Raw genomic sequence first — 22,331 nt, 5'->3', positions numbered from 1 at the left:
TCATGGCATGACGGAGGAGTGGCGGCGGACTGGCGGCGGACTGGCGGCGGACTGGCCATGTTCGAAATGCAGGTCCGGACGCTGCTCGCAAATGAGTGCACGCCCTGCATCTCGGGAGAATTCAACCGTTTCGTCATGCCATGGCTCGACCATGGCATCCATTCCGTGGCGGTCGTTGCGGAAACAGATGCAAATTGCCGGACCTCCTGCTTCGGATGTGCGCTGGAACGGCATGGATGTCATGATCAGGTCATGGCAGGGCGGAGGAATGACGGCGCAAGAAGGGGTTCTCAATCGGCACCCAGGCTTGCGGCGTTCCGTCACCCTTGCTCCGGCACAGACCTGAGGGCCCTCAGCACGAACACTCTGGCGGCAGAGGAGAGGGGCTGATTTGGTGCGCGCTCGGCGTCGATCATGCCGATGAGGGCGGCGAGGGAGAGGGAGCGGTCTGCGGCGATGCGGTCAAGTTCGGCCCAGAAATCGGGCTCAAGCGCCAGGCTGGTGCGGTGCCCCTTGAGGCTGAGGGAGCGCTTGACGAAGGTCACGCCTGACCATCCCGGTCTGGATCTTTGGTTTTATCAGAAGAGGCCTTGCGCTCCAGCTGATGGGCATCCAGCGTCTGCTGCGCCTTGCTGTCGAGTGCGTCCTTGAGCTTGCGCTCTGCCTTGGTGCGGCCGTGGAGGCGGCGGTTGGTTTCCGCTTCGCTTTCCCGCGCCTTCCGGTCGCGGGCTTTGCGCGCTTGCCGCAGATTGATGATGTCGGCGCCCATGCCTCAGCCTCCACCCTGATATCTGATCCAACGGGGAGGCCCGGACGTTGTGACCGGATCCTCCGCAGATCTCAATCTTACGGCTTCTTGCGGAAGGCATCCAGCGAGACGACTTCACCGCCTTCGGCCGGCTTTTCGTCCTTGGAGCCCTCTTCTGCTGCGTCCGCCTTGGCGGCCTTTTCAGCCTTCTCGGCTTTGCTGGCGCTTGCCGCCGTCTTGCGCGTGGCCGGCTTGACGTTCTTGTCCTCAAGGGACTTGGCAGCAGCAGCTTCCAGATTGGCGAGTTCGCCGACGGCTTCCACCAGATCGTCCGGAATGGGTTCTGCGGTCTTGCCCGGCTCGAACTCCAGCGCGAACTGGACGGAGGGGTCAAAGAAGCCCTTGATGGCGCTGAAGGGGATCAGCAGCTTCTCCGGAATACCGCCGAAGGACAGGCCCACTTCAAAGGCGTGCTCACCGATGGCCAGATCCCAGAACTGGTGCTGGAGAACGATGGTCATCTCGGTCGGATACCGCTCCTTCAGGCGCGAGGAAATCCGCACGCCGGGAGCATTGGTGTCGAAGGCGATGTAGAAATGGTGCTCGCCGGGAAGGCCCGTCCGGGCAACTTCGGCAAGGATCTTCTTCACCGCCGCCCGCAGGGCGTCCTGCACGATGATGTCATAACGGAGCAGGTCTTCTGCCATTCTTTATTGTCCGCCGGAATCAAATCAATTTCGGGCACCTTGACCCTTTGCCGGTCAAAAGAAAAGCCCCTCGCGTCACATATCGCCCTGTTGAAAGGCTCGTAATCCCGGCTTTTCGCAGACCCGTCCTCCACGCCGCTTCCGCTCCGGATGCCGGAAAGGGCGCATGCGGGAAATAATGGGCATGCTGCGGCGCTGTGGCAAGAGCATGACGCAGGGGCAATGCCTTGGCGGCGCTGAAAAACAGCGGAAATCTCTGGATTGCTTTGGGGGGTTAAGTGGAGGCTTCTGTTGCCAGGTGCCTCCGAACCCCGCCTGACAGTGCTACCCGTCAGGGCTTTAGGTGGACAACTCGCACCGCATTACGCGGCGAGAGCGACGTCCTGAGCATAGTTGTCGTTTGCAACTACAGATTTGGTCCGATATCGGTGGTACCATGCCGAGCGAAAGAGCAGTCTTTACACCCTCGTCGATCCTATTTCGCCCCCGCCGAAACCCACCGCTGGGGTGGGCTTGGGTGGAGGCGCCGGGTACCGCCCCCGGGTCCGATAGGCTTATTACACAGTCAATTTATCGCCGTAGCCGGTGAACCGGCAGTTGGAATATAGGCATTTCGCTTGCCGATTGAAAGGGGGGCAGGGCGCCTGTGGATGGAGTGGCTGTCAGGAGCCGCGCACCGGCAATGAATCCTTGCGCCCAGGCCCTCAGCGGGCCAGAACAGGCAGACAGCCGGAACAGGACAGCGGACGGGCAACCACGTGCAGCAATATCATGATCTGATGCGGCGCATTCTGGATGAGGGCATCGACCGGGGCGACCGGACGGGCACCGGAACGCGCTCGGTCTTCGGCCACCAGATGCGCTTCAATCTGGAAGAGGGCTTCCCGGTCGTCACGACGAAGAAGCTGCATCTGAAGTCGATCATCCATGAGCTTCTGTGGTTCCTCGCCGGTGACACCAACATCGGCTACCTGAAGGCCAATGGCGTCAGCATCTGGGATGAATGGGCCGATGAAAATGGCGACCTGGGGCCTGTCTATGGCGCGCAGTGGCGCTCCTGGCCTGCGCCCGATGGCCGGTCCATCGATCAGATTGCCAATGTGCTGGCGATGATCCGCAAGAACCCGGAATCGCGCCGCCTGATCGTCTCCGCCTGGAACCCGGCGCTGGTGGACGAGATGGCCCTGCCGCCGTGCCACACCATGTTCCAGTTCTATGTGGCCGGTGGGCGCCTGTCCTGCCAGCTGTACCAGCGCTCGGCGGATGTGTTCCTCGGGGTGCCGTTCAACATCGCCTCCTATGCGCTGCTGACCATGATGGTGGCGCAGGTCTGCGGGCTGAAGCCGGGCGATTTCGTCCACACGCTGGGGGATGCGCATCTTTACGCCAATCACTTCGATCAGGCGCGCGAACAGCTGAGTCGCGAGCCGCGGCCTCTGCCGGTGATGACACTCAATCCGGACGTGACCGATCTTTTCGCCTTCCGCTATGAGGATTTCCAGCTGTCGGGCTATGATCCGCATCCCGCGATCAAGGCACCGATTGCCGTCTGACCGGACGGCGGTTCGCCCGCGTTCTGCCAGCCACACAAAAGGAGACGCCATGCGCCGTCCTTGCCAGTTTCTGCCTGCCTCCCTGCTCGGCCTCGTCCTGATGGCGGGCACTGCCATGGCAGAACCGCTCGTCATCGCCCATCGCGGCGCCTCCGGCTATCTGCCGGAACACACGCTGGCCGCCAAGGCGCTGGCCGTGGGCATGGGGGCGGATTACATCGAACAGGATGTGGTGCTGACGAAGGATGGCGTGCCCATCGTGCTGCATGACATCACGCTGGATGCGACGACGGACGTGGCCGAGGTGTTCGCGGGCCGGGCGCGGGCTGATGGCCTGCATTATGCCATCGACTTCACCCTTGAGGAAGTCCGCCGGCTGCAGGTGCTGGAGCGGGCCGGGCGCACCGGCGGCCTTGCCTTTCCCGGCCGGTTTCCCCGGGTGAAAATGGGCCTGACGGTGCCAACCCTGGAGGAAGAGATCATCTTCCTGAAGGGCCTTGCGCAGACAAGCGGCTGGGTGTTCGGCATTTATCCGGAGCTGAAGTCTCCTGCCTTCCACCGGGACGAAGGCCAGGATCTCGCCAGGGCGGTGATTGCCGTGTTGGAGGCGCATGACCTCGCCGGGGCCGATGCCAAGGTCTATCTCCAGTCCTTTGATTTCAACGAGATCCGCCGCGTTCGGCAGGAGCTTGGCTACAAGGGCAAGCTGGTGCAGCTGCTGGGGGAAAACAGCTGGAACATGGCGCCGGGCACGGATTACGACTGGCTGAAGGCGCCGGAAGGGCTGGCAGCCATTGCCGAAGTGGCGGACGGGATCGGGCCGTCGCTGACGCAGGTTCTGACGGATGAAAACAAGGACGGCGTGGCCGAGGTGACGCCGCTGGTGCGCGATGCAAAGGCCTTTGGCCTTGCAGTTCATCCCTATACCCTGCGCGCCGACCGATTGCCGCCCTTTGCGTCGAGCTTTGGGGAGTTGGTGCGCCTGACGGTGACGGAGGCCGGGGCGGATGGGTTCTTCACCGATCAGCCGGATCTCGGCCTGAAGGCATTGGGGCGGTGAAGCCATGATCAGCGCAGGCGGAAAAATGCTGGAAACGGTGATTGTCTCGGCGGTGGCGGAGAACGGGGTGATCGGTGTCGACAATGCCATGCCCTGGCGGCTGCCGTCTGATCTGAAGCACTTCAAGGCGCTGACGCTTGGCAAGCCGGTGGTGATGGGCCGCAAGACCTTTGAAAGCCTCGGCAAGCCGCTGCCGGGACGCCCGCATGTGGTGATCTCGCGGCAGGCGATTGATCTGCCGGAAGGCGTGCATCTGGTGCAGAGCCTTGAAGCGGCGCTGGAACTTGCCGGCAAGCTTGCGGCAGAGAGCGGGGCGGAAGAAGTGATGGTGATCGGCGGCGGCCAGATCTATGCGCAGGCCATGGCCCATGCGGACCGGCTGGAGCTGACCCGCGTTCACGCCACGCCGGAGGGGGATACGGTGTTCCCGGCATTCAGCACCGGCCAGTGGGAGCTGGTGGCAGAGCGGGCCGCAGAGCGCAGTGACAAGGACAGCGCGGATGTGACGTTCCAGACGTACCGCCGGAGGACAGCAGCATGACGGCGGCACGGGAGGTGCCGGCGGGCTGGTCCTGCCGCTGGTTTCCGTTCGACGAATTGCCGCTCGCGGCCCTCTACGAGGTGCTGAAGCTGCGCGTTGACGTGTTCGTGGTGGAGCAGAACTGCCCCTATCCGGAGATCGACGGCCGCGACCCCGAGGCACTTCACTATCTTTTGAAGGACGCTGAGGGGCGTCTTGCTGCTTATCTGCGCGCCTTTGTGCCTTCTGCGGAAGAGCCCTTCGTGCGCCTGGGGCGGATCGTCGTGGCCCCGCATGCCAGGGGGCTGCGGCTGGGCGATCATCTGATGCGGGCTGGGCTTGCCTGGGCCTGGGATCTGTATCCGCAGGCGGACGTGGAACTTTCTGCCCAGGCGCATCTGCAGCGCTTCTATGGCAGCCACGGGTTTGAGCCCACCGGCGAAATCTATCTGGAGGATGGAATTCCGCATGTGGATATGCGTCGCCCTGCCGCGCCCGCGGCGTAACCTTAGGCGTCGCAAAGCCTTGAAAATCCGGGTCATGGAACCCATGTCCCGGGTGATAAACCTGAATCCGGCTGAGTTTGGGAGGCACCGGAGGCTGCGCGTTGTCTGCGGCCGCTAACCTTCCTATAACCCCCAGCAGGTCAGATACAACAAGTTCAACCAGGGGACAGGAAACCTGCCCCCCGAAGAAGGATGTCTTGATGCCTTGGAGCAACCAGAGCGGTGGCGGTGGCGGCTGGAAGGGGGGCGGCGGAAACGGCGGTCCCTGGGGCGGCGGCGGTGGCGGCAATAACGGCGGACCGTGGGGTTCCGGCCCCAATCGCAGTGGTGGCGGCAATCCCCCCGATCTTGAAGAACTGCTGCGCCGGACGCAGGACCGGATGAAGACGGTTCTGCCGGGCGGCGGCGGCAACTTCGGCGTCAAGGGCATCCTGCTGGCAGGCGTCGTGCTCGTCGGCGGCTGGATGCTGACGGGCTTCTACAGTGTGGCACCGGATCAGGTGGGCGTGGAACTGGTGCTGGGCAAGGTCTCGGGCCAGACCCAGCCGGGCCTCAACTACAACTGGCCCTATCCGGTCGGTGAGGTCTACAAGCCGGAAGTCCTGCGCCTGCAGGAAATGACGATCGGCATGCAGGAACGCGTCTCCGGCGGCACCGTGCGCACGGTGGACGTGCCGGAAGAAAGCCTGATGCTGACCGGTGATGAAAACATCGTCGACGCTGACTTCAAGGTGCAGTGGCGCATCAAGACGACGACCGAGGGTGTGGCCAACTATCTGTTCAACATCCAGGATCCCGAAGGCACCGTGAAGGCGGTTGCCGAAAGCGCGATGCGTGAAGTTGTGGGCGGCTCGGACATCGACGCCATCCTCACGGAAAACCGCGCCCCGATCCAGGTTGCCGTTCAGAACCTGATGCAGACGACGCTTGATGACTATCAGGCGGGTATCGACATCGTCAGCGTGCAGATGCAGAAGGTTGACCCGCCGCAGCAGGTCATTGATGCCTTCCGCGACGTTCAGGCCGCCCGTGCCGACCAGGAGCGTATCCAGAACGAAGCGCAGACCTATGCCAACCGCATCGTGCCGGAAGCGCGCGGTGAATCGGCCCGTGTCATTGAAGCGGCGAACGCTTACCGCGATCAGGTCATCGCCGAGGCGACCGGTCAGGCCCAGCGTTTCACCAAGATCTATGAAGAGTACCGCAAGGCGCCGGATGTGACGCGTGAACGCCTCTATCTGGAAACGATGGAGCGGGTGCTTGGCAGCAATGCCAAGATCGTCATCGACCAGAAGGCGGGCGAGGGCATGGTGCCTTACCTGCCGCTCAACGATCTCTTGGGCCGCGGAACCAGCCAGCCGCAGCAGCCGGCAGTGCGTAACGGCGGGGGACAGCAGTAATGAAGAACGGTGTTCTCGGTTTTCTCGGGGTCATCATCGCACTCGCGCTGACCGTCCTCTATCTCTCCATCTACATCGTCAACCCGGCGCAGCAGGCGCTTGTTCTTCAGTTCGGCAAGGTGGTGTCCGCCACCCAGCAGCCGGGCCTGCATTTCAAGATCCCGCTGGTCCAGAACGTGGTCTACATCGACCGCCGCATCCTGGACTTCAACATGCCGCCGCTGGAAGCTATCGCCTCGGACAAGAAGCGTCTGGTGGTGGATGCGTTTGCCCGTTACCGCATCTCCGATCCGGTCCGGTTCTATCAGCGCGTCAACAACATCAACGCCGCCAACCAGCGCCTTTCGACGCTGCTGCAGGGCGCGCTGCGTGACGAACTCGGCCGTTCGACCTTCACGGCCGTGGTGCGTGACAACCGCTCCCAGATCATGACCCGCATCCGCACGCTCGTGTCGGCTGCAACGGCTGATCTTGGCCTTGAGGTGGTGGATGTGAAGATCCGCCGCGCTGATCTGCCGGAAGCCAACAGCCAGGCCGTGTTCTCGCGCATGCAGACCGAGCGTGAGCGTGAAGCGACCGAAATCCGCGCCCAGGGTGAAGAGCAGGGCCGCCGCATCCGTTCGCGTGCCGATCGCGATGCAACGGTTCTGATCGCCGAAGCCCGCCGTGATGCAGAAATCCTGCGCGGTGATGGTGACGCGGAGCGCGGACGCATCTTTGCCGAGGCCTTCAGCGAGGACCCGTCCTTCTTCACCTTCTACCGCTCCATGCAGGCGTATGAAGCAGGCCTGAAGACCGGTCAGACGAGCTTCGTGCTGTCGCCCGACTCCAGCTTCTTCCGGTATTTCAATGATCCGGCCGGGGCTGCGGCAGCAACGGCTGCGCCTGTGCAGATGCCGCTCCAGGCACCGGCCGCCGGTGCTGCACCTGCGGGGCAATGAGCGATCTGATAACAGCCATAGCCCTGGCGCTGGCGCTGGAGGGAACCCTCTATGCGCTGGCGCCAGGGCGCATGAAAGCGATGCTGCGCAGCGTGCTTGATATGGATGACAGCGTGTTGCGCGGCGTTGGCCTTGCCGCATTGGCTGCCGGTGTCTTCGTCATCTGGCTGGTTCGCGGCTGACGGATTTTTTGCCTCTCGGAAATGTCATGGCGCCAGTCCGATTGCTGTCGAACTGGCGCCATGTTTGCATATATCGTTAGAGTGATTTCGTGACCCGGGCATCTGCCCGCCCGATGGTATGGAGGAAAGCGGCCGATGGCCCGTATTTTCAAAGCTCAAACCTTCTCCCGCGGAGCCCGGACGGCAGCCGCAGCGATGCTGGCGGCCTTTGTTGCAGTGTCGCCGGCCCATGTTGCGCTCGCGCAGGGGCCAGCTTCCGTCGCCGATCTGGCGGAAGGCCTTGCCGATGCGGTGGTGAACATCTCGACCGAGCAGACCGTTCAGGCCCGCCGGTCGATCCCCATGCCGAAGCTTCCGGAAGGCTCTCCCTTCCAGGAGTTCTTCGACGAATTCTTCAACCGCCAGAACAACGATGAAGGCGGTGAGGGGGGCAGATCTCCGCGCCGGGTTCAGTCGCTGGGCTCCGGCTTTGTCATTGACGGCACCGAAGGCATCATCATCACCAACAATCACGTGATCGAGGATGCGGACGAGATTACCGCCAATTTCAACGATGGCTCCAAGCTCAAGGCGGAAGTCATCGGCGTTGACGAAAAAACCGATATTGCCGTGCTGAAGGTGACGCCGGTAAAGCCGCTGAAAGCCGTTGAACTCGGCGACAGCGAGGTGATCCGCGTCGGCGACTGGGTGATGGCCATCGGCAATCCCTTCGGCCTCGGCGGCACGGTCACCGTCGGCATCGTTTCCGCCCGCAAGCGCGATATCAATGCCGGCCCCTATGACAACTTCATCCAGACGGACGCTGCCATCAACCGGGGTAACTCGGGCGGCCCGCTGTTCGACATGAATGGCAAGGTCATCGGCATCAACACGGCCATCATCTCCCCGTCGGGCGGCTCGATCGGCATCGGCTTTGCCATTCCCTCGAACACGGCCACCGCCGTGATTGCGCAGCTGCGCGAGTTCGGCGAGACCCGCCGCGGCTGGCTGGGCGTGCGCATTCAGGAAGTGACCGACGAGATCGCGGAAAGCCTGGGTATGGACAAGGCCATGGGTGCGCTGGTTGCCGGTGTGTCCGATGACGGCCCGGCCGCAGCTGCCAAGATCCTGCCGGGCGATGTGGTCGTCGAGTTTGACGGCAGGCCGGTTCCGGCGATGCGCGACCTGCCGCGCATGGTGGCCGACACGGCCATCGGCAAGGAAGTGGATGTTGTCGTGCTGCGCAAGGGCGAGCGGGTGACGCTGAAGGTGACGCTTGGCCGCCTTGAAGAGGCAGATGCAGCCGGTGCGGCTGAGGAAGAGAAAAAGCCGGCAGAGGAAGAGCAGAAGACCAGCGAAGTGCTGGGCATGAAGCTGGCGGTTCTCGACGATGCCTTGCGCGAAAAATTCCAGATCAATGCCGAGGTTGAGGGCGTTGTCGTGACCGAGGTGATCGCTGGCAGTTCCGCAGAAGAGAAGCGGATTCAGGCAGGCGACACCATCAAGGAAGTCGCCCAGGAGCCGGTCAAGACGCCCGAAGAAGCTGCTGCCCAGGTCGAGAAGCTGAAAAAGGGCGGCCGGAAGTCGGCGTTGCTGCTGCTGGCCAATCCGAACGGAGAGTTGCGCTTCATTCCGGTGCGGATTGAGGAACAGAAGTAAAATCAGGCTCTTGTCTTATCTTACCTGATCGGGGCGCGGACATGTTCCGCGCCCCTTGCTTTTGATATGCAACCTTTGAGTGCTCCTGTCCCGGAAGGGCATTGTTAATGACGCTACGTTATTTTCTTGTTTGACGTATGTTTTTTACGAAACGTATAGCAATTTATACGAGTGTTATCCTGGTCAGGGGCTCGCTTTATCCGCTGCCATGGATTGGGGCGGCGCAGGTGGTGTTTTGAGTGTTGTTTGTCTGAGGCAGGAACTCCAGATGGGGTAGGTTCTGGATGCGCTTTTGGTTTTCATTGCCTGTGCTCCTGCGATTTCAGCGCCTGCGCATTGCTGTTGCCGGTTTCGGCGGCGTCCTTGTTCTCCTTATCCTGAGCCTCGGTCTTGTCAGCATCCGGCAGATGCAGGCGGTGTCCGGCGGCATGCATCTGATGAGCCAGGCGACAGGCCCGCTCTATGTGGATGCGCTGCGCGCAACGGCCAGCGTCCAGCAGATTGCCGGCCTGTCGCGGACATTGATTGATGAGTGTTTCTTCCGCACGGGCGGAGATCCGGCGCTTGCAGCCTTCAATCTGCGGTCAGTCGATTATTCCGAGCTTGATGCGCTTGATATGTCGATCCGGCAACGCAATCTCGAGACGCTGGGCCAGGATGCGATCCGTGCGCGGGATGATTTCAAGAGAATTCAGGGCGAGGTTCTGGCCGTCTGCGACCAGCATATTCTGAACTCTCAGGAGCGCAGGCGCGTCGAGGAGCGTATCCGCTTCAACTTCAAGCGCATGAATGCGACGCTGGACAGGCTGCTGGAACAGGTGGATGGCGCAGTCGCGCTTGACGAGCGCAGCATGCGGGAGATGATCGGCAAAGCTGATGGTCTTGAGGCTGAGAGGGCGCGGCTCGGTTCAGCCATGGTGGAGAACTGGCCGGTTATTCGTCTTGCCTATGACCTGCGCAAGGAAGTGGAGCGGTTCGATGCCAGTCTTCTGGGAGACTGGTATGCGGCAGGCACACGCAATCTTGGCGAGGCGATCCAGAACCAGAATCTCGCAGCACAGGGCATTGGAGCGATTTCCCGCCAGCTGATGCCCTGGCTGGAGGCTCAGTCTTCTTTTCCCCGGACACGGCCGCTGCGCGATGCAATCCGCGCCGTATCCAGCGAGGTGGATGCTGGCGGTCCGCTGGAGGCCGTTCTGCAACAGGCAATTACCATCGACCGGGCCCGGACGGATGTGATGCGCCTGCTGCGGCTTTCTGAATACCGGCTGACGAAGGCGGTGCAAAAACTTGCCATCTGGGCGCGTGAGCAGAATGAGGATACCACGGCGATGATCACCCGGCGCATCGATGCCGGGATGTTCACGATTCTCGCGGTGGCAGCCTTTGCCTGCCTCGCCTGTATCGGAGCCGTGCTTGCCTTTGGTGCTGCCGTGGCGCGGCCGGTCGAACGGCTTACGCGCCATGCCAGAGCCTTGCGGGATGCGGGTGATGCCATCCATCCGGTGCCGGAGGATCTGATCAGGCGCCCGGACGAGATCGGAGAACTGGGGGCGGCGTTTGACAGCCTGATGCAGTCACTGGAGGCTGCGCGGCAGGATCTGCTGGCCTCGTCCCGTCAGGAGGTGAAGCAGCAGTTCGACCGGTTGTCCTCGGCGGTGGAGAGCATTCCGCAAGGGATCCTGATGTGCGGGCCGGATGACCGGGTGATCCTTGCCAATGGCAACTTCCGTGCATTGTTTGATCTGTCCGAGGCGGCGGTTCAGCCCGGCACCACCCGGGCCGGGGTCGTTTCAGCCTGCATCGGGCAGGGGGCGCAGGTGATTGCCGACGAAGGCCCGCAGGATCAAAGGCTGGCGGCCGGGCTGCAGGTGACACGCAAGCGTATCGTTCAGGTGCGGGACGAACGCACCATCGTGGTCACCATTGCCAGGACGGAAGAAGGCGGGTCAGTCGCGGTCTACGAAGATGTGACGGAGCGCCAGCGGCAGGAGCAGCGCATTGCCCATCTTGCCCATCATGACTCCTTGACCGGCCTTGCCAACCGCATCCTGTTCCGGGAAAAGGCCGAGGAATATGTTGCCAGCAGCCTTGCAACCGGCCAGCCGACGGCGCTGCTCTATCTCGATCTGGACCAGTTCAAGACGGTCAACGACACACTGGGGCATCCGGTGGGCGACCGGCTTCTGGTCGAGGTTGCCGTGCGGCTGCGGCAGGCGATTGGCGAAGAGGACCTGATTGCCCGGCTGGGCGGCGATGAATTCGCCATCGTGCTGCACGGACGGCGCAGTCCGGCGCAGGCAGCGGACATGGCGGACCGGATCATCGATGCCATCGGCCAGCCTTTCGATATCAGCGGACAGTGCATCTTTGTCGGCGTCTCCATCGGCATTGCCATCTCTCCGCAGGATGGGGAAGACGCGGACACGCTTCTCATGCATGCGGATATGGCGCTGTACCGGGCCAAGCAGGACGGGCGCAACATCCACCGTTTCTTCGAGATGGCGATGGATGCCCAGATCCAGCAGCGCCGGGAACTGGAGCTCGACCTGCGCTCGGCCCTCGCGGAGGACCAGTTCCAGCTGCATTATCAGCCGCTTTATGGCCTCAACCATGGTCAGATTGCGTGTTTCGAAGCTTTGATCCGCTGGCCGCATCCTGAACGCGGCAACATTCCGCCCTGTGAGTTCATTCCCATCGCCGAGGAAACCGGGCTGATCAGCGCTATTGGCTCCTGGGTCCTGAAACAGGCCTGCCGTGAGGCTTCCTCCTGGCCCTCGGACGTGCGGGTGGCCGTCAATATTTCTCCGGTCCAGTTCCGCACGCGCACATTGGTCCTCGATGTTCTGGCGGCGCTTGGCGCATCGGGCCTTCCGGCGAGCCGTCTGGAAATCGAAATCACCGAAGGTGTGCTGTTGCAGGATACGGAAGCGACGCTTACGACTCTTGAAGAGTTGCGGAGCCTTGGCGTGCGTATCGTCATGGATGACTTCGGCACCGGCTACTCGAGCCTCAGCTATTTGCAGAAGTTCCGCTTTGACAAGGTGAAGATCGACCGGGCCTTTGTTCAGGACATTCATGAGGGGGAAGACAAGCGGGCCGTGGTGCGGGCCGTTACCAGTCTCTGCGCCAGTCTCGGAATTGAAACGACTGCAGAAGGGGTGGAGACGGCAGCCCAGATGGAGGCCTTGCGCCGGGAAGGCTGTTCGCAGGCACAGGGCTTCTTCATTGGCCGCCCCATGCCTGCGGCTGATGTCCTGCAACTCCTCAAGGCGAGTGACACGCCGCAAAAGCAGGCCAGCGGCATGCCGGTGCGTATCCCGGCCTGAACAAGGCCCGCCTGAGCAAGATACGCCTCAGGCGGCGAAGTCCTGCAAGCGGTATCCCTGAATGAAGAGCAGCGCCGTCAGGTCGCCGTGATCGACGCGCATGTCCGCTTCCGCCGCCACCTTCGGCTTGGCGTGATAGGCAACGCCCACACCGGCACGGGCGATCATGGCCAGATCATTGGCACCGTCACCCACAGCCATGGTCTCGCCGAAGGCAAGCCCCATCTCCGCCACCAGCTGCTCAAGCCGCTCGCGCTTGGCTTCGCGGCCAAGAATAGGCTCGCGCACCGTGCCGGACAGCTGGCCGTCCGCGTGCTCCAGAATGTTGGCGCGGTTCTCGTCAAAGCCGATGCGCTCGGCCACGGGGCCGGTAAACAGGGTGAAGCCGCCTGAGACCAGTGCGCAATAGGCGCCATTGGCCTTCATCGTACGCACCAGCGAAACAGCACCGGGCATCAGGGTGATGCGCTTGTCCAGAACATCGGCGACGGCGGCAACCGGCAGGCCCTTGAGCAGGCCAACACGCTCGCGCAGGGCGGGTTCGAATTCGATTTCGCCGCGCATGGCGCGCTCGGTGATGGCGGCGATATGGTCCTTCAGGCCGAGTTCTGCCGCCAGTTCGTCGATGCACTCCTGCCCGATCATGGTGGAATCCATGTCGGCGATCAGCAGCCGCTTGCGCCGGCCTTCCGCAGGCTGCACAAAGACGTCAACCGGGCGGGGACCGGCCAGTGCGCGCAGGCGGGCTTCCACGTCCCGGGCGGGCAGGTCCAGCCCCACGGAGAGATCGGCGGCAACGCCGGGAGAGAGAAGGGCAGGGGCAGCTGCACTGTTCAGCAGGCGGGCTGCTTCGGCCAGAAATGTGTCATCAAGGGCCGGTGAAGCCGGATTGGAAACGAGCGTGGCAACCAGAGACGGCATCGGGGAACCTCTTGAACGGGCAGAAGGCCGGAGCAACATGGCCGGAACAGCGAAAACCGCGATCCTGATAGCCGGGCCGACGGCCAGCGGCAAGTCGGCATTGGCCATTGAACTGGCGCAAGCCGTCAATGGCGTGGTGATCAATGCCGATTCCATGCAGCTTTACCGTGAATTGCGGCTGGTGACGGCGCGTCCCTCCGCCGAAGACGAGGCACTGGTGCCGCACCGGCTTTATGGGTGCCTGCCTGCCAGCGAGGCCTTTTCGACCGGTGCCTATCTCGATCTGGTGCGCGGTGAGATTGACGCTGTGCGGGAGGCGGGCAAGCTGCCGGTGCTGGTGGGCGGCACGGGGCTCTATTTCCGGGCGCTGACCCAGGGCTTTGCCGAAGTGCCGCCGATTCCTGCCGCCATTCGGGAGCAGTGCCGGCGGCTTGCCGCTGAAGGCGGCATTTCAGCCGTTCGCTCAGAGCTTGCCCCGCTGGATGCAGAAGCCGCGGAGCGGCTGATGGACCTGCAGCGCCTGACAAGGGCACTGGAGGTGGTGCGGGGCACCGGCCGGACGCTGGCAGACTGGCAGGCCGAGGCGCATGGGACGCCGCTGCTGGGGCCGGAAGGGTTGGTGAAGGTGATTCTCGCCCCGCCGCGCCCCTGGCTGCATGCGCGCATTGCGCTGCGGGCGGAGATGATGCTGGCCCCCGAAGGCCTTGCCGAGGTGGAGGCGCTGCTGGCGCTGGGGCTGCCAGATACGCTGCCGGCCATGCGGGCCATCGGCATTGCCGAAATCGGCGCGCTGCTGCGCGGGGAATGCAGCCGGGAAGAGGCGCATTTCGCCCTGACGGTGGCGACGCGCCAGTATGCCAAGCGGCAGGAGACCTTTTTCCGCGGGCAACTGTCCGATTGGCCGCGCAAGGATCCGCAGGCGCAGGACCTGGCTTTGCTGGCGCGTGAAATCCTCAATGATTTCTGATGGTTGTCAAACTGTCAGGGAACTGTCGCCGGATTGTCGTCAAACAGCCCTTTAAAGCGCACAATCGCTCTCTATCTCCTCGTCCCGTCAAAAATAACGATGAGGACGAAGGGAGAATGCGCAATGCAGGATACCGTACTGGCGACACGCCGTTTACGCCTCGTACCCTTCACGCCGGACGATCTGGATGAGCTGAAAACGCTTCATGCAGATCCGGAAGTGAACGCTGATCTCGACATCAGCCGCCGCTTTTCCCGGCGTGTGCCGGACGATATCTGGCTGGCGAGCCGGCTGGTTGATTACGTCACCAGCCATGCGCTGCAGGGCTTCGGCATGTGGAAGGTTCTGGCCAAGGACGGCACCTTCATCGGGCGGGCCGGCTTCGAGCCGCATGAACCGACCTCCGAAATCAGCATGGAGATCGTCATCGGCCGTCCGCACTGGGGGCAGGGCCTTGCCAGCGAGCTGTCTCCGGCGCTGGTGAACTGGTTCTTCCTCAACACCTATTACAGCCACCTGATCTGTCTCGTCGCCCGGGGCAATGCGGCGGCGCGCAAGGTGCTGCACCGGGCGGGGCTCAACTGGCGGGAAACCCGCTGGTCCTGCGGTCTGCCCTGTGACGTCTACCAGATCCTCAACCCGTCGCTGCGGCGGCTGGTGGCGAACGGATGATACCCACTCGCGATGAGCCCGCCTCATCGAGAGTTGGTCAAGCCCGTGCGGCGCCTGAGCAATTTGAAGGCTGATGCGGCAGCATCGAAAGCCTTGGTATGCGACATCACCCGTGCAGGGCGCGGCTGTCCTCGGGGGCTTGCGTGCGGTCTTCGAGGCCATAGTCGCGGATGACGGCGGCAACGCGCAGGCGGTAGCCCGTGAACATGCGGGTCCGCCCGGCGGTTTGCGCGGCCCGGTGGCTGGCCAGGCTGCGCCATTCTGCAAGGGCCTCCTCATCGCGCCAGAAGGACAGGGAGACGAACTTGCCCGGTGTGGTCATATTCCTATGGATTAAATTTCAAGTTTTACAAATATGACGCCCTAATGCTAGGTTGCTTCTCCAGTGTCTGCAGCCGGGGGGCGATATGCTGAAAAAATCCTGTTTCTTAATGGCTTTGTTCTTAGTTGCTGGTTGTGACCCAGACAAACCAACACTTAGTGATGTTTCTTCGAGGTTGACGCAAAAGGTCGACGTATCAGTAGCAGAAAAGGCGCTCGGTCCTGAGGCCTATTTTGTTGATCCGTTTACTCGCTCAGGCATATCAACGCCGGGGATTTATGCGGTCAGAGAGTCTGGGCGCTATGTTAAACTGTGCGAGAATGACTTCAATACGCAGACAGCGCTCCTTGACATGAAGCGAGATGTCCAGACTGAAAGGGTGCCCGAGATCATTGAGGACAGTCTCTCTGCCTTCAAGATCAAGGTTAAAGTTCTTGGTAAGCCCTATGAGCTTCCATACAAGAAGTTACGGGTGTCCGGCTACGATGTCTTGCGAGCGCCATCTGGCGGATCGGAGACCGCCGAGCAATATATCCTCGACAATGTGTATGAGAACTGTCCTGGTGTGCTCGAGCGGAACAAGCCCTACTTCATCGTAACTGAGGTTGCGGTCGGGTCGAAGATTGAGTCCATTTCCGGCGGAGGTGTCGCGGAGCTCAAGTTTGACTTGCCGCTTGGGGTTCCGGGTCTTGATACAGAAGTTGAGGTCCAGCTTCTTGATCATTCACCTCGTACCACTGCAAACAAGGTATTTGCGATGCTTGGAAAATTCGTCAAGTAACTTCGCATCCCGGCTCCGTAACCGGGCGAGCTTATCGGCTGGCCCGGGAGCTGGGCATTGTAATCGAACTTTGAGCAGATTGAGTTATGCCAAGTTTCGATGAACTGGTCTCTTCGGGGCTTGGGTATACGTATCGATGCTTGGGTCTTCTCAAGGCAAGACATGTCAGCATCTCAGGCCTTGGTGTTCTGCACAGGCCACCCCTGTATGCCTATCAGATCCTCAATCCTTCGCTGTGGTGGCTGGTGGCGAACGGGTGATACATCACCCGTGCAGGGCGCGGCTGTCCTCGGGGGCTTGCGTGCGGTCTTCGAGGCCATAGTCGCGGATGACGGCGGCAACGCGCAGGCGGTAGCCCGCGAACATACGGGTCCGCCCGGCGGTTTGCGCGGCCCGGTGCCGGGCAAGGTTGCGCCATTCGGCAAGGGCCTCCTCATCGCGCCAGAAGGACAGGGAGACGAACTTGCCCGGTGTGGTCACGCTTTCAAAGCGCTCCACCGAAATGAAGCCGTCGATCTTTGACAATTCGCTTTTCAGTGCACCCGCAAGATCGAAATAGGCGGAGACATGATCCGCATGCGGTTCGACTTCAAAGATCACGGCAATCATGGCTGGCTCCTCCCGGCTGGCTCTGGCTTGCGAGCATGGCACGGTTTGCAGCCGGATCAAGGCTGGAACGGGCACAGCAGTTTTTCCCTGTGGGAGAGCATGAAACGGAAAACCCGGCACCGCAGATGCGGCGCCGGGCTTTCAGAAAATCAGGCTTGGCTACAGATCAGCTGGCTTTGAGCGCGCCCGGGTTGCTGGACTGCTGGCGCAGGTTGAGGCGGTTCATCGCCGCCACATAGGCGCGGGCAGAGGCCACCAGCGTGTCGGTGTCGGCTCCCTTGCCGGTGGCGATGCGGCCATTGGCTTCGAGGCGGACGGAGACTTCCGCCTGTGCATCCGTGCCCTCGGTCACCGCATGCACCTGATAGAGCGACAGGGTGGCGTTGTGCGGGCAGATGGCGCGGATGGCCTTGAAGGTCGCGTCCACCGGGCCGTCGCCGGTGGCTTCCTTCGTCTCGTGGCGGCCGTTGATGTCCATGGTGAGGATGGCCTTCTGCGGACCGCCGGTGCCGGCAATCACAGTGAGCGCAATCACCTTGGCGCCTTCGCCGGAGGTGGAGATTTCATCCTCGACCAGCGCCTCAATGTCCTCGTCATAGACGTTCTTCTTGCGGTCGGCGAGGTCCTTGAAGCGGCGGAAAGCCTCCTGCAGCGCGTTGTCGCCGAGCTCGTAGCCGAGTTCCTTCAGCTTGTCCTTGAAGGCATGGCGGCCGGAATGCTTGCCCATGACGAGCGAGGTGGCCTTCACGCCGACGTCCTCGGGGCGCATGATCTCGTAGGTCTCGGCATTCTTGAGCATGCCGTCCTGGTGGATGCCGCTCTCATGCGCAAAGGCATTCTTGCCGACGATGGCCTTGTTGTACTGCACGGGGAAGTTCGACACGGCCGACACCAGCTTGGAAGCGCGGGTGAGGAACTTCGGTTCGACGTTGCAGCCATAGGGGTAGATGTCGGAACGGGTGCGGACCGCCATGACGATCTCTTCCAGCGCCGCATTGCCGGCACGCTCGCCGAGGCCGTTGATGGTGCATTCGATCTGGCGCGCGCCGCCAGCCACACCGGCCAGCGAGTTGGCAACAGCGAGGCCAAGGTCATTGTGGCAGTGGACGGAGAAAATGGCCTTGTCCGCATTCGGCACGCGGTTGCGGATCTGGACGAACATGTCGCGGTACTCGTCCGGAGTCGAATAGCCGACCGTATCGGGCAGGTTGATGGTCGTCGCGCCGGCCTTGATGGCGGCTTCCACCGTGCGGCAGAGATATTCGATCGGCGTGCGGGTGGCGTCCATGGCCGACCATTCCACATCGTCGATGAGGTTGCGGGCGCGGGCCACCGTGTCGCTGATGATGGCCAGCACCTCGTCCTCGGTCTTGTTCATCTGGTATTTCAGATGGATCGGCGAGGTGGAGACGAAGGTGTGGATGCGGCCGCGCTCGGCAAAGCGCACAGCCTCGCCGCAGCGGTCGATGTCGGCGTGGATCGCGCGGGCAAGACCGGCGATGACCGAACGTTTGGAGCGCTTGGCAATCTCGCGCACGGACTCGAAGTCACCGTTGGAGGCAATCGGGAAACCGGCTTCGATGATGTCGACGCCCATGTCGTCGAGCAGCTCTGCCACCTGGAGCTTTTCTTCCAGCGTCATGGACGCGCCCGGCGACTGTTCGCCATCGCGCAAGGTGGTATCGAAGATGAGGACCTGGTCCTTGGAGCCGGTGGTGGTCATGGGTGTTCCTTCCCTTGGTGTCTCCCGCCAGCCCTGATGTCATACCCTTGGTAGCGGGGTCTCGGACGGGAGCGATCAGACGTAATCGGGTGAGTTCGCTATCCCCTGAGAGCCCGCCCGCGCATGGGGCAGCCGACGCTCAGGGGCATCTAAGCAGAAGCAGCTTGCCAAGCAGAAGGGCGCGCGCGGAAAGGCCGCCACGCAGAAGCGCGGTGGTCTTGGAGCCAGTCATGTCGCAAGCGGCGATCATGAAATTCAGGGCCTTTCCCGTGCCGGCAGGGCGCCGGACATGCGTTAATTGCGAAATTGTGTAGCGGATGGGGCCGCCTCACGCAAGAGGGGAGTTCCCCTCAAACGAAAAGCTCGCCCCTTGCAACCAGAACGGCCTGCCCGCCGATGCGCACGGCATGGAGCTTGCGCGCGGCAATGTCGATCTCCAGATCGATCAGCGACGGGCGGCCCATGAAGAAGCCCTGCTCGATGCGGATGAAGTGGGTGCCGTTGGGAAGCGCGTCGTAGAACTGCACGACACCGGCAAAGGCAGCCGCTGCCGAGCCCGTTGCCGGATCTTCCGGAACGCCCATGCCCGGCGCAAACATGCGGGCGTGGAAGGCGCTTTCCTGCGAGCGGGTCTCGCGGCAATAGACATAGGCGTTGTTGTGGTCGTCATGGCCGAAGGCGGCAGCCCAGCGGCTCTGGTCCGGCTTGGAACGGGCGAGCGCTTCCAGATCCCGCACCGGCACATAGGTGAAGGCGGGGCCCACCTTGAAGCGGCTGGGCGTGTGATTCTCGAAGCCGATCTCGGATACATCCAGCGACAGGGCGGCGGCGATCAGCTCCGGATTGACGGTGGGGCCGGCCGGCTCGGGCAGCTTCGGCACGTCGAATTCGGCAAAGGCGGCCGCGTTTTCGCGCAGGATGACGGCGCAGCGCACAGGTCCGATCTTTTCCTTCAGCACCACCACGGCATCCTGCTCGCCCTTCACCTCGCCGAAGCGCTCGATGGCGAGAAGGACAGCCGTGCCGACAGTCGGGTGCCCGGCAAAGGGCAGCTCGGATTCGGGCGTGAAGATGCGGATGGAGGCGGACTGGCCGGGATTTTCCGGCGGGAAGACGAAGACGGTTTCGGACAGGTTGAACTCGCGGGCAATCACCTGCATCTGCGCGGTTTCGAGGCCTTCGGAGTCCAGAACCACGGCCAGCGGATTTCCGGCCAGCGCCTTGTTCGTGAACACATCAAGCACAGCGTAACGGCGTCCCATCAGCAATGTCTCCTGCAAGTTCCCCCGGCGCGCAGAGGCCGGTTCAAGATGAGGCCGGACTTTTGCACGGTTTCCGCAGCTTCGCCAGCCCGGCTTTTTCATCTTTGGTGAATGGAAAATTTACGATTGGGGCAACAGGCGGCGTGCAATGACGCGGGCATAGCCGGGCACTTTCAGCCCCTTGAGATCCCCCGCCTTCCGCAGGATGACGATATCGGCCAGCTCCTCCTCCGGGTCTGTGGCCGCATGGGCGAGCATCCGTGCACGCAGTTCCTGCGCGGTGGCAGCAAATGTCAGTTCCTGCCCGATGCAGATGCGCTGACCGTCGAACAGGGCAAAGAGGGCGCCTTTCCGGGCCGAGTTGATGTCCAGGCCCGTCTCCTCCAGCAGTTCGCGGGCGATGGAGCCTTCCACATCGACGCTGCCGTCAGGCCTTAAGTCGTTCAGATCGAGGTTGCCGGCTGGCGGATAGCAGGACCCGTGATTGGCGGTCTTCGGCCCCATGACGCCATAAAGAAGCGCGCCGTCGCTGCTGCGCACGATGGCCGCACCGAACAGGTTGTAGGCCTCCCGGTCCGGAGCACCCCAGTCACGCCAGGCCAGAAAGGAGGCGTAATTCACCTCCGCGCAGCGGGCGGTGAGGGTGCCCCTGTCATGCTGCACCTGCAGCGTATGCAGTTTGCGCCCGTTCCACAGGTTCGGATTGGCGGTGGTGAGGCTCTGCCAGTGGGCGGCGATGGCTTTGGCTTCGTTCGCTTCGAAGGACCAGCCCTGCGCGCGCGACAGATGCATGGCAATGCCGCTTAACGGCAGGTACTGCGGCTCGAAGCTGCGCTCCATCATCGGAATGGGCTGATCCGGAACCATGGTGGAGGGGCGCTCGCTCAAGGTCCTGTAGCCCAGATGATGGTAGAAGGGCGCCGCATGCGGGTCGCTCTCCAGCAGGATGCGGTAGATTTCCTGATCGCGCGACAGATCCTCGATGGCCGACAGCAGCAGGCGGCCAAGGCCTTGGCCCTGATGCTCCGGCGCAACGAAAAGGAAGCCGAGATAGAAGTGGTCCTGCCGTATTTCTCCGCCCGCAAAGGCAGCCGTGCGCCCCTCGCGCTCCGCAACGATCAGAAGCTGCGAGGTGATGGTGGCCGGAGATATGCGCTGCTCGGCGCGGAAGGCATCCATCACCGCCGCCGGATAGCCCCAGGAGGCTTTGGCCCGGTGCAGGATCTGCGTCAGTTCCGGAGCATCGGACAAACGGGCGCGGCGCAGGCTGAGGCTTGGAAACACTGGAGAAATCCACGGATGAAAAGAATAAAGGGGCACACTATGGCTAGCGTGCCCTTTTGTGTCCCGCAAGGGCGGGATCTGTTTCTTCCGTCAGTGGCGGCCTGCCTTTGCGGCTTGATGCCCGCTCTTACGGTTTGATGCCCGCTCTTACGGCTTGATGAATGTGCCGTTGCGCAGTTCCGTCACCGCCTGGATCAGCTCCTCACGGGTGTTCATGACGATGGGGCCGTGCCAGGCGATCGGCTCGCGGATCGGAGCGCCCGAGACGAGCAGAAAGCGCATGCCTTCCTCGCCAGCCTGCACCACCACCTCGTCACCCGCCCCGAAGATCACCAGCGTGCGGTTGCCGGTTTCGTCGCGGATGTAGATTTCCTCGTTGTCGAGTTCCTTCTCCGTCAGCACGCCGAAGGGCTTGGAAGCATCGGCGAAGCGGCCTGCGCCCTCGAAGATATAGGCGAAGGCCTGACGGCGGGTGTCGACCGGCAAGCGCTTGGCGCGGCCCGGCGGAATGGTGATGTCGAGATACTGCGGATCGGCGGCAATGCCGTCCACCGGCCCGCGGCGGCCCCAGAACTCGCCGCAGACAACGCGCACGATGGTGCCGTCATCATCCTGAATGACGGGAATGTCCTTGGATTCCACATCCTGATAGCGCGGCGCAGTCATCTTCAGGTTCGAAGGCAGGTTGGCCCAGAGCTGGAAGCCGTGCATGCGGCCCTTGGCGTCACCTTTCGGCATTTCCTGATGCATGATGCCGCGCCCGGCGGTCATCCACTGCACATCGCCAGCCCCCAGCGTGCCGGTGTTGCCGAGGCTGTCGCCATGGTCAACGGTTCCGGCCAGAACATAGGTGATGGTTTCAATGCCGCGATGCGGATGCCAGGGGAAGCCGGCGAGATAATCGCGCGGGTTTTCATTGCGGAAGTCGTCCATCATCAGGAACGGATCGGTCAGCTCCGGGTTCTGAAAACCGAAGACGCGGTGCAGATGGACGCCTGCGCCTTCCAACGCAGGGGTGGTGCCAGAGATCTGGCGGACGGGACGGATGGACATGGCAGCCTCCGGATATCTTGTGAAGTTGTCCTGAAGATAGGCCGCGCCGGGGCAGGGGCCAAGGGCGCGTATCCATACACAGTGTTCAGTCTGGGTGAACGGCGCGGTGAACGGTGGAGTGCTGCAAATTGCGGCAAAGGGGTTTAAACAGGA

22 protein-coding genes, 1 other RNA gene and 1 pseudogene are annotated in these 22,331 nt (G+C 62.5%); 12 read left to right on the top strand and 12 right to left on the bottom strand.

Going from position 1 to position 22,331, the window contains the following annotated elements; genetic code table 11:
* The 5 genes from ACVNHC_RS08325 to ssrA all read right to left on the bottom strand — a co-directional run bounded on the left by ACVNHC_RS08325 (position 1) and on the right by ssrA (position 2,089).
* Positions 1-243 carry a hypothetical protein gene (locus tag ACVNHC_RS08325; protein WP_457166963.1) on the bottom strand — a complete coding sequence of 81 codons (243 nt, stop codon included), beginning with the start codon at positions 241-243 and terminating at the stop codon, positions 1-3.
* Positions 244-320: 77 nt separating this feature from the next.
* Positions 321-545 carry a ribbon-helix-helix domain-containing protein gene (locus ACVNHC_RS08320; RefSeq protein ID WP_457166962.1) on the bottom strand — a complete coding sequence of 75 codons (225 nt, stop codon included), beginning with the start codon at positions 543-545 and terminating at the stop codon, positions 321-323.
* Positions 542-769 (bottom strand): DUF4169 family protein, encoded by a 228-nt coding sequence (locus ACVNHC_RS08315; RefSeq protein WP_457166961.1) that lies wholly within the window; start codon positions 767-769, stop codon positions 542-544. The genes ACVNHC_RS08320 and ACVNHC_RS08315 overlap by 4 nt, the downstream gene beginning before the upstream one ends.
* Before the next feature lie 77 nt (positions 770-846).
* Positions 847-1,455 (bottom strand): SspB family protein, encoded by a 609-nt coding sequence (locus ACVNHC_RS08310; RefSeq protein ID WP_050474218.1) that lies wholly within the window; start codon positions 1,453-1,455, stop codon positions 847-849.
* A gap of 277 nt (positions 1,456-1,732) precedes the next feature.
* Positions 1,733-2,089, bottom strand: a transfer-messenger RNA (tmRNA) gene (gene ssrA, locus ACVNHC_RS08305).
* 124 nt (positions 2,090-2,213) lie between these two features.
* Between ssrA and ACVNHC_RS08300 the strand changes: the two genes are divergently transcribed.
* The 9 genes from ACVNHC_RS08300 (at position 2,214) to ACVNHC_RS08260 (ending at position 12,584) form a co-directional block, all read left to right on the top strand.
* Positions 2,214-3,008, top strand: coding sequence for a thymidylate synthase (locus ACVNHC_RS08300; protein ID WP_457166960.1), 795 nt, complete (start codon positions 2,214-2,216; stop codon positions 3,006-3,008).
* Positions 3,009-3,057: 49 nt separating this feature from the next.
* A complete protein-coding gene (gene glpQ / locus ACVNHC_RS08295; RefSeq protein WP_457166959.1) occupies positions 3,058-4,068 on the top strand; it encodes a glycerophosphodiester phosphodiesterase in 1,011 nt (336 codons plus the stop codon).
* A gap of 4 nt (positions 4,069-4,072) precedes the next feature.
* Positions 4,073-4,609: a dihydrofolate reductase gene (locus ACVNHC_RS08290; protein ID WP_457166958.1), complete on the top strand. Its 537-nt coding sequence runs from the start codon at positions 4,073-4,075 to the stop codon at positions 4,607-4,609.
* On the top strand, positions 4,606-5,094 hold the full coding sequence (locus tag ACVNHC_RS08285) for a GNAT family N-acetyltransferase (protein ID WP_457166957.1): 489 nt from the start codon (positions 4,606-4,608) through the stop codon (positions 5,092-5,094). The genes ACVNHC_RS08290 and ACVNHC_RS08285 overlap by 4 nt, the downstream gene beginning before the upstream one ends.
* Before the next feature lie 200 nt (positions 5,095-5,294).
* Entirely contained in the window at positions 5,295-6,494 is a 1,200-nt protein-coding gene (hflK, locus tag ACVNHC_RS08280) for an FtsH protease activity modulator HflK (RefSeq protein ID WP_457166956.1), read from the top strand.
* Positions 6,494-7,435 (top strand): protease modulator HflC, encoded by a 942-nt coding sequence (hflC, locus tag ACVNHC_RS08275; RefSeq protein WP_374629032.1) that lies wholly within the window; start codon positions 6,494-6,496, stop codon positions 7,433-7,435. Before hflK ends, hflC begins: the two co-directional genes overlap by 1 nt.
* On the top strand, positions 7,432-7,617 hold the full coding sequence (locus ACVNHC_RS08270; protein WP_019964455.1) for a DUF2065 domain-containing protein: 186 nt from the start codon (positions 7,432-7,434) through the stop codon (positions 7,615-7,617). The genes hflC and ACVNHC_RS08270 overlap by 4 nt, the downstream gene beginning before the upstream one ends.
* Before the next feature lie 135 nt (positions 7,618-7,752).
* Positions 7,753-9,255, top strand: coding sequence for a Do family serine endopeptidase (locus ACVNHC_RS08265; protein ID WP_457166955.1), 1,503 nt, complete (start codon positions 7,753-7,755; stop codon positions 9,253-9,255).
* 308 nt (positions 9,256-9,563) lie between these two features.
* Positions 9,564-12,584: a putative bifunctional diguanylate cyclase/phosphodiesterase gene (locus ACVNHC_RS08260; protein WP_457166954.1), complete on the top strand. Its 3,021-nt coding sequence runs from the start codon at positions 9,564-9,566 to the stop codon at positions 12,582-12,584.
* Between the two features lie 27 nt (positions 12,585-12,611).
* Here ACVNHC_RS08260 and serB read toward each other — a convergent pair whose 3' ends face one another.
* On the bottom strand, positions 12,612-13,505 hold the full coding sequence (gene serB / locus ACVNHC_RS08255) for a phosphoserine phosphatase SerB (RefSeq protein WP_457166953.1): 894 nt from the start codon (positions 13,503-13,505) through the stop codon (positions 12,612-12,614).
* Positions 13,506-13,542: 37 nt separating this feature from the next.
* On the opposite strand from serB, the gene miaA reads away from it, so the two are divergent.
* The gene (miaA, locus tag ACVNHC_RS08250; protein WP_457167364.1) at positions 13,543-14,472 is read left to right on the top strand and encodes a tRNA (adenosine(37)-N6)-dimethylallyltransferase MiaA; all 930 of its coding nucleotides are present in this window, start codon (positions 13,543-13,545) and stop codon (positions 14,470-14,472) included.
* A gap of 123 nt (positions 14,473-14,595) precedes the next feature.
* Positions 14,596-15,144 carry a GNAT family N-acetyltransferase gene (locus ACVNHC_RS08245; protein WP_457166952.1) on the top strand — a complete coding sequence of 183 codons (549 nt, stop codon included), beginning with the start codon at positions 14,596-14,598 and terminating at the stop codon, positions 15,142-15,144.
* 106 nt (positions 15,145-15,250) lie between these two features.
* Here ACVNHC_RS08245 and ACVNHC_RS08240 read toward each other — a convergent pair.
* Positions 15,251-15,469 (bottom strand): annotated as a pseudogene (locus ACVNHC_RS08240) (antibiotic biosynthesis monooxygenase family protein); the annotation flags it as partial.
* An 82-nt stretch (positions 15,470-15,551) separates the two neighbouring features.
* Between ACVNHC_RS08240 and ACVNHC_RS08235 the strand changes: the two are divergent.
* Positions 15,552-16,247 carry a hypothetical protein gene (locus ACVNHC_RS08235; protein WP_374629028.1) on the top strand — a complete coding sequence of 232 codons (696 nt, stop codon included), beginning with the start codon at positions 15,552-15,554 and terminating at the stop codon, positions 16,245-16,247.
* Between the two features lie 264 nt (positions 16,248-16,511).
* Here the strand turns inward: ACVNHC_RS08235 and ACVNHC_RS08230 are convergent, their stop codons facing one another.
* The 5 genes from ACVNHC_RS08230 to ACVNHC_RS08210 form a co-directional block, all read right to left on the bottom strand.
* Positions 16,512-16,856 (bottom strand): antibiotic biosynthesis monooxygenase family protein, encoded by a 345-nt coding sequence (locus ACVNHC_RS08230; RefSeq protein WP_457166951.1) that lies wholly within the window; start codon positions 16,854-16,856, stop codon positions 16,512-16,514.
* A gap of 166 nt (positions 16,857-17,022) precedes the next feature.
* Entirely contained in the window at positions 17,023-18,579 is a 1,557-nt protein-coding gene (locus ACVNHC_RS08225) for a 2-isopropylmalate synthase (RefSeq protein WP_457166950.1), read from the bottom strand.
* A 350-nt stretch (positions 18,580-18,929) separates the two neighbouring features.
* Positions 18,930-19,841, bottom strand: a complete 912-nt coding sequence (locus tag ACVNHC_RS08220) for a PhzF family phenazine biosynthesis protein (RefSeq protein WP_050474206.1) — start codon at positions 19,839-19,841, stop codon at positions 18,930-18,932.
* Positions 19,842-19,961: 120 nt separating this feature from the next.
* Positions 19,962-21,125, bottom strand: coding sequence for a GNAT family N-acetyltransferase (locus ACVNHC_RS08215; protein ID WP_457166949.1), 1,164 nt, complete (start codon positions 21,123-21,125; stop codon positions 19,962-19,964).
* Between the two features lie 147 nt (positions 21,126-21,272).
* On the bottom strand, positions 21,273-22,178 hold the full coding sequence (locus ACVNHC_RS08210) for a pirin family protein (RefSeq protein WP_457166948.1): 906 nt from the start codon (positions 22,176-22,178) through the stop codon (positions 21,273-21,275).
* Positions 22,179-22,331 lie beyond the last annotated feature (153 nt).

This window comes from Pannonibacter sp. Q-1 (assembly GCF_054073275.1).
This window is presented reverse-complemented; position numbering and strand designations above follow the sequence as displayed.

What these genes read in the sequence shown, in the direction of transcription:
- ACVNHC_RS08325 (WP_457166963.1), bottom strand. Translation starts at nt 243, where the DNA reads ATGACATCCATGCCGTTCCAGCGCACATCCGAAGCAGGAGGTCCGGCA.
- ACVNHC_RS08315 (WP_457166961.1), bottom strand. Translation starts at nt 769, where the DNA reads ATGGGCGCCGACATCATCAATCTGCGGCAAGCGCGCAAAGCCCGCGAC.
- ACVNHC_RS08310 (WP_050474218.1), bottom strand. Translation starts at nt 1,455, where the DNA reads ATGGCAGAAGACCTGCTCCGTTATGACATCATCGTGCAGGACGCCCTG.
- glpQ (WP_457166959.1), top strand. Translation starts at nt 3,058, where the DNA reads ATGCGCCGTCCTTGCCAGTTTCTGCCTGCCTCCCTGCTCGGCCTCGTC.
- ACVNHC_RS08290 (WP_457166958.1), top strand. Translation starts at nt 4,073, where the DNA reads ATGATCAGCGCAGGCGGAAAAATGCTGGAAACGGTGATTGTCTCGGCG.
- ACVNHC_RS08285 (WP_457166957.1), top strand. Translation starts at nt 4,606, where the DNA reads ATGACGGCGGCACGGGAGGTGCCGGCGGGCTGGTCCTGCCGCTGGTTT.
- hflK (WP_457166956.1), top strand. Translation starts at nt 5,295, where the DNA reads ATGCCTTGGAGCAACCAGAGCGGTGGCGGTGGCGGCTGGAAGGGGGGC.
- hflC (WP_374629032.1), top strand. Translation starts at nt 6,494, where the DNA reads ATGAAGAACGGTGTTCTCGGTTTTCTCGGGGTCATCATCGCACTCGCG.
- ACVNHC_RS08270 (WP_019964455.1), top strand. Translation starts at nt 7,432, where the DNA reads ATGAGCGATCTGATAACAGCCATAGCCCTGGCGCTGGCGCTGGAGGGA.
- ACVNHC_RS08265 (WP_457166955.1), top strand. Translation starts at nt 7,753, where the DNA reads ATGGCCCGTATTTTCAAAGCTCAAACCTTCTCCCGCGGAGCCCGGACG.
- serB (WP_457166953.1), bottom strand. Translation starts at nt 13,505, where the DNA reads ATGCCGTCTCTGGTTGCCACGCTCGTTTCCAATCCGGCTTCACCGGCC.
- miaA (WP_457167364.1), top strand. Translation starts at nt 13,543, where the DNA reads ATGGCCGGAACAGCGAAAACCGCGATCCTGATAGCCGGGCCGACGGCC.
- ACVNHC_RS08245 (WP_457166952.1), top strand. Translation starts at nt 14,596, where the DNA reads ATGCAGGATACCGTACTGGCGACACGCCGTTTACGCCTCGTACCCTTC.
- ACVNHC_RS08235 (WP_374629028.1), top strand. Translation starts at nt 15,552, where the DNA reads ATGCTGAAAAAATCCTGTTTCTTAATGGCTTTGTTCTTAGTTGCTGGT.
- ACVNHC_RS08230 (WP_457166951.1), bottom strand. Translation starts at nt 16,856, where the DNA reads ATGATTGCCGTGATCTTTGAAGTCGAACCGCATGCGGATCATGTCTCC.
- ACVNHC_RS08225 (WP_457166950.1), bottom strand. Translation starts at nt 18,579, where the DNA reads ATGACCACCACCGGCTCCAAGGACCAGGTCCTCATCTTCGATACCACC.
- ACVNHC_RS08220 (WP_050474206.1), bottom strand. Translation starts at nt 19,841, where the DNA reads ATGGGACGCCGTTACGCTGTGCTTGATGTGTTCACGAACAAGGCGCTG.
- ACVNHC_RS08210 (WP_457166948.1), bottom strand. Translation starts at nt 22,178, where the DNA reads ATGTCCATCCGTCCCGTCCGCCAGATCTCTGGCACCACCCCTGCGTTG.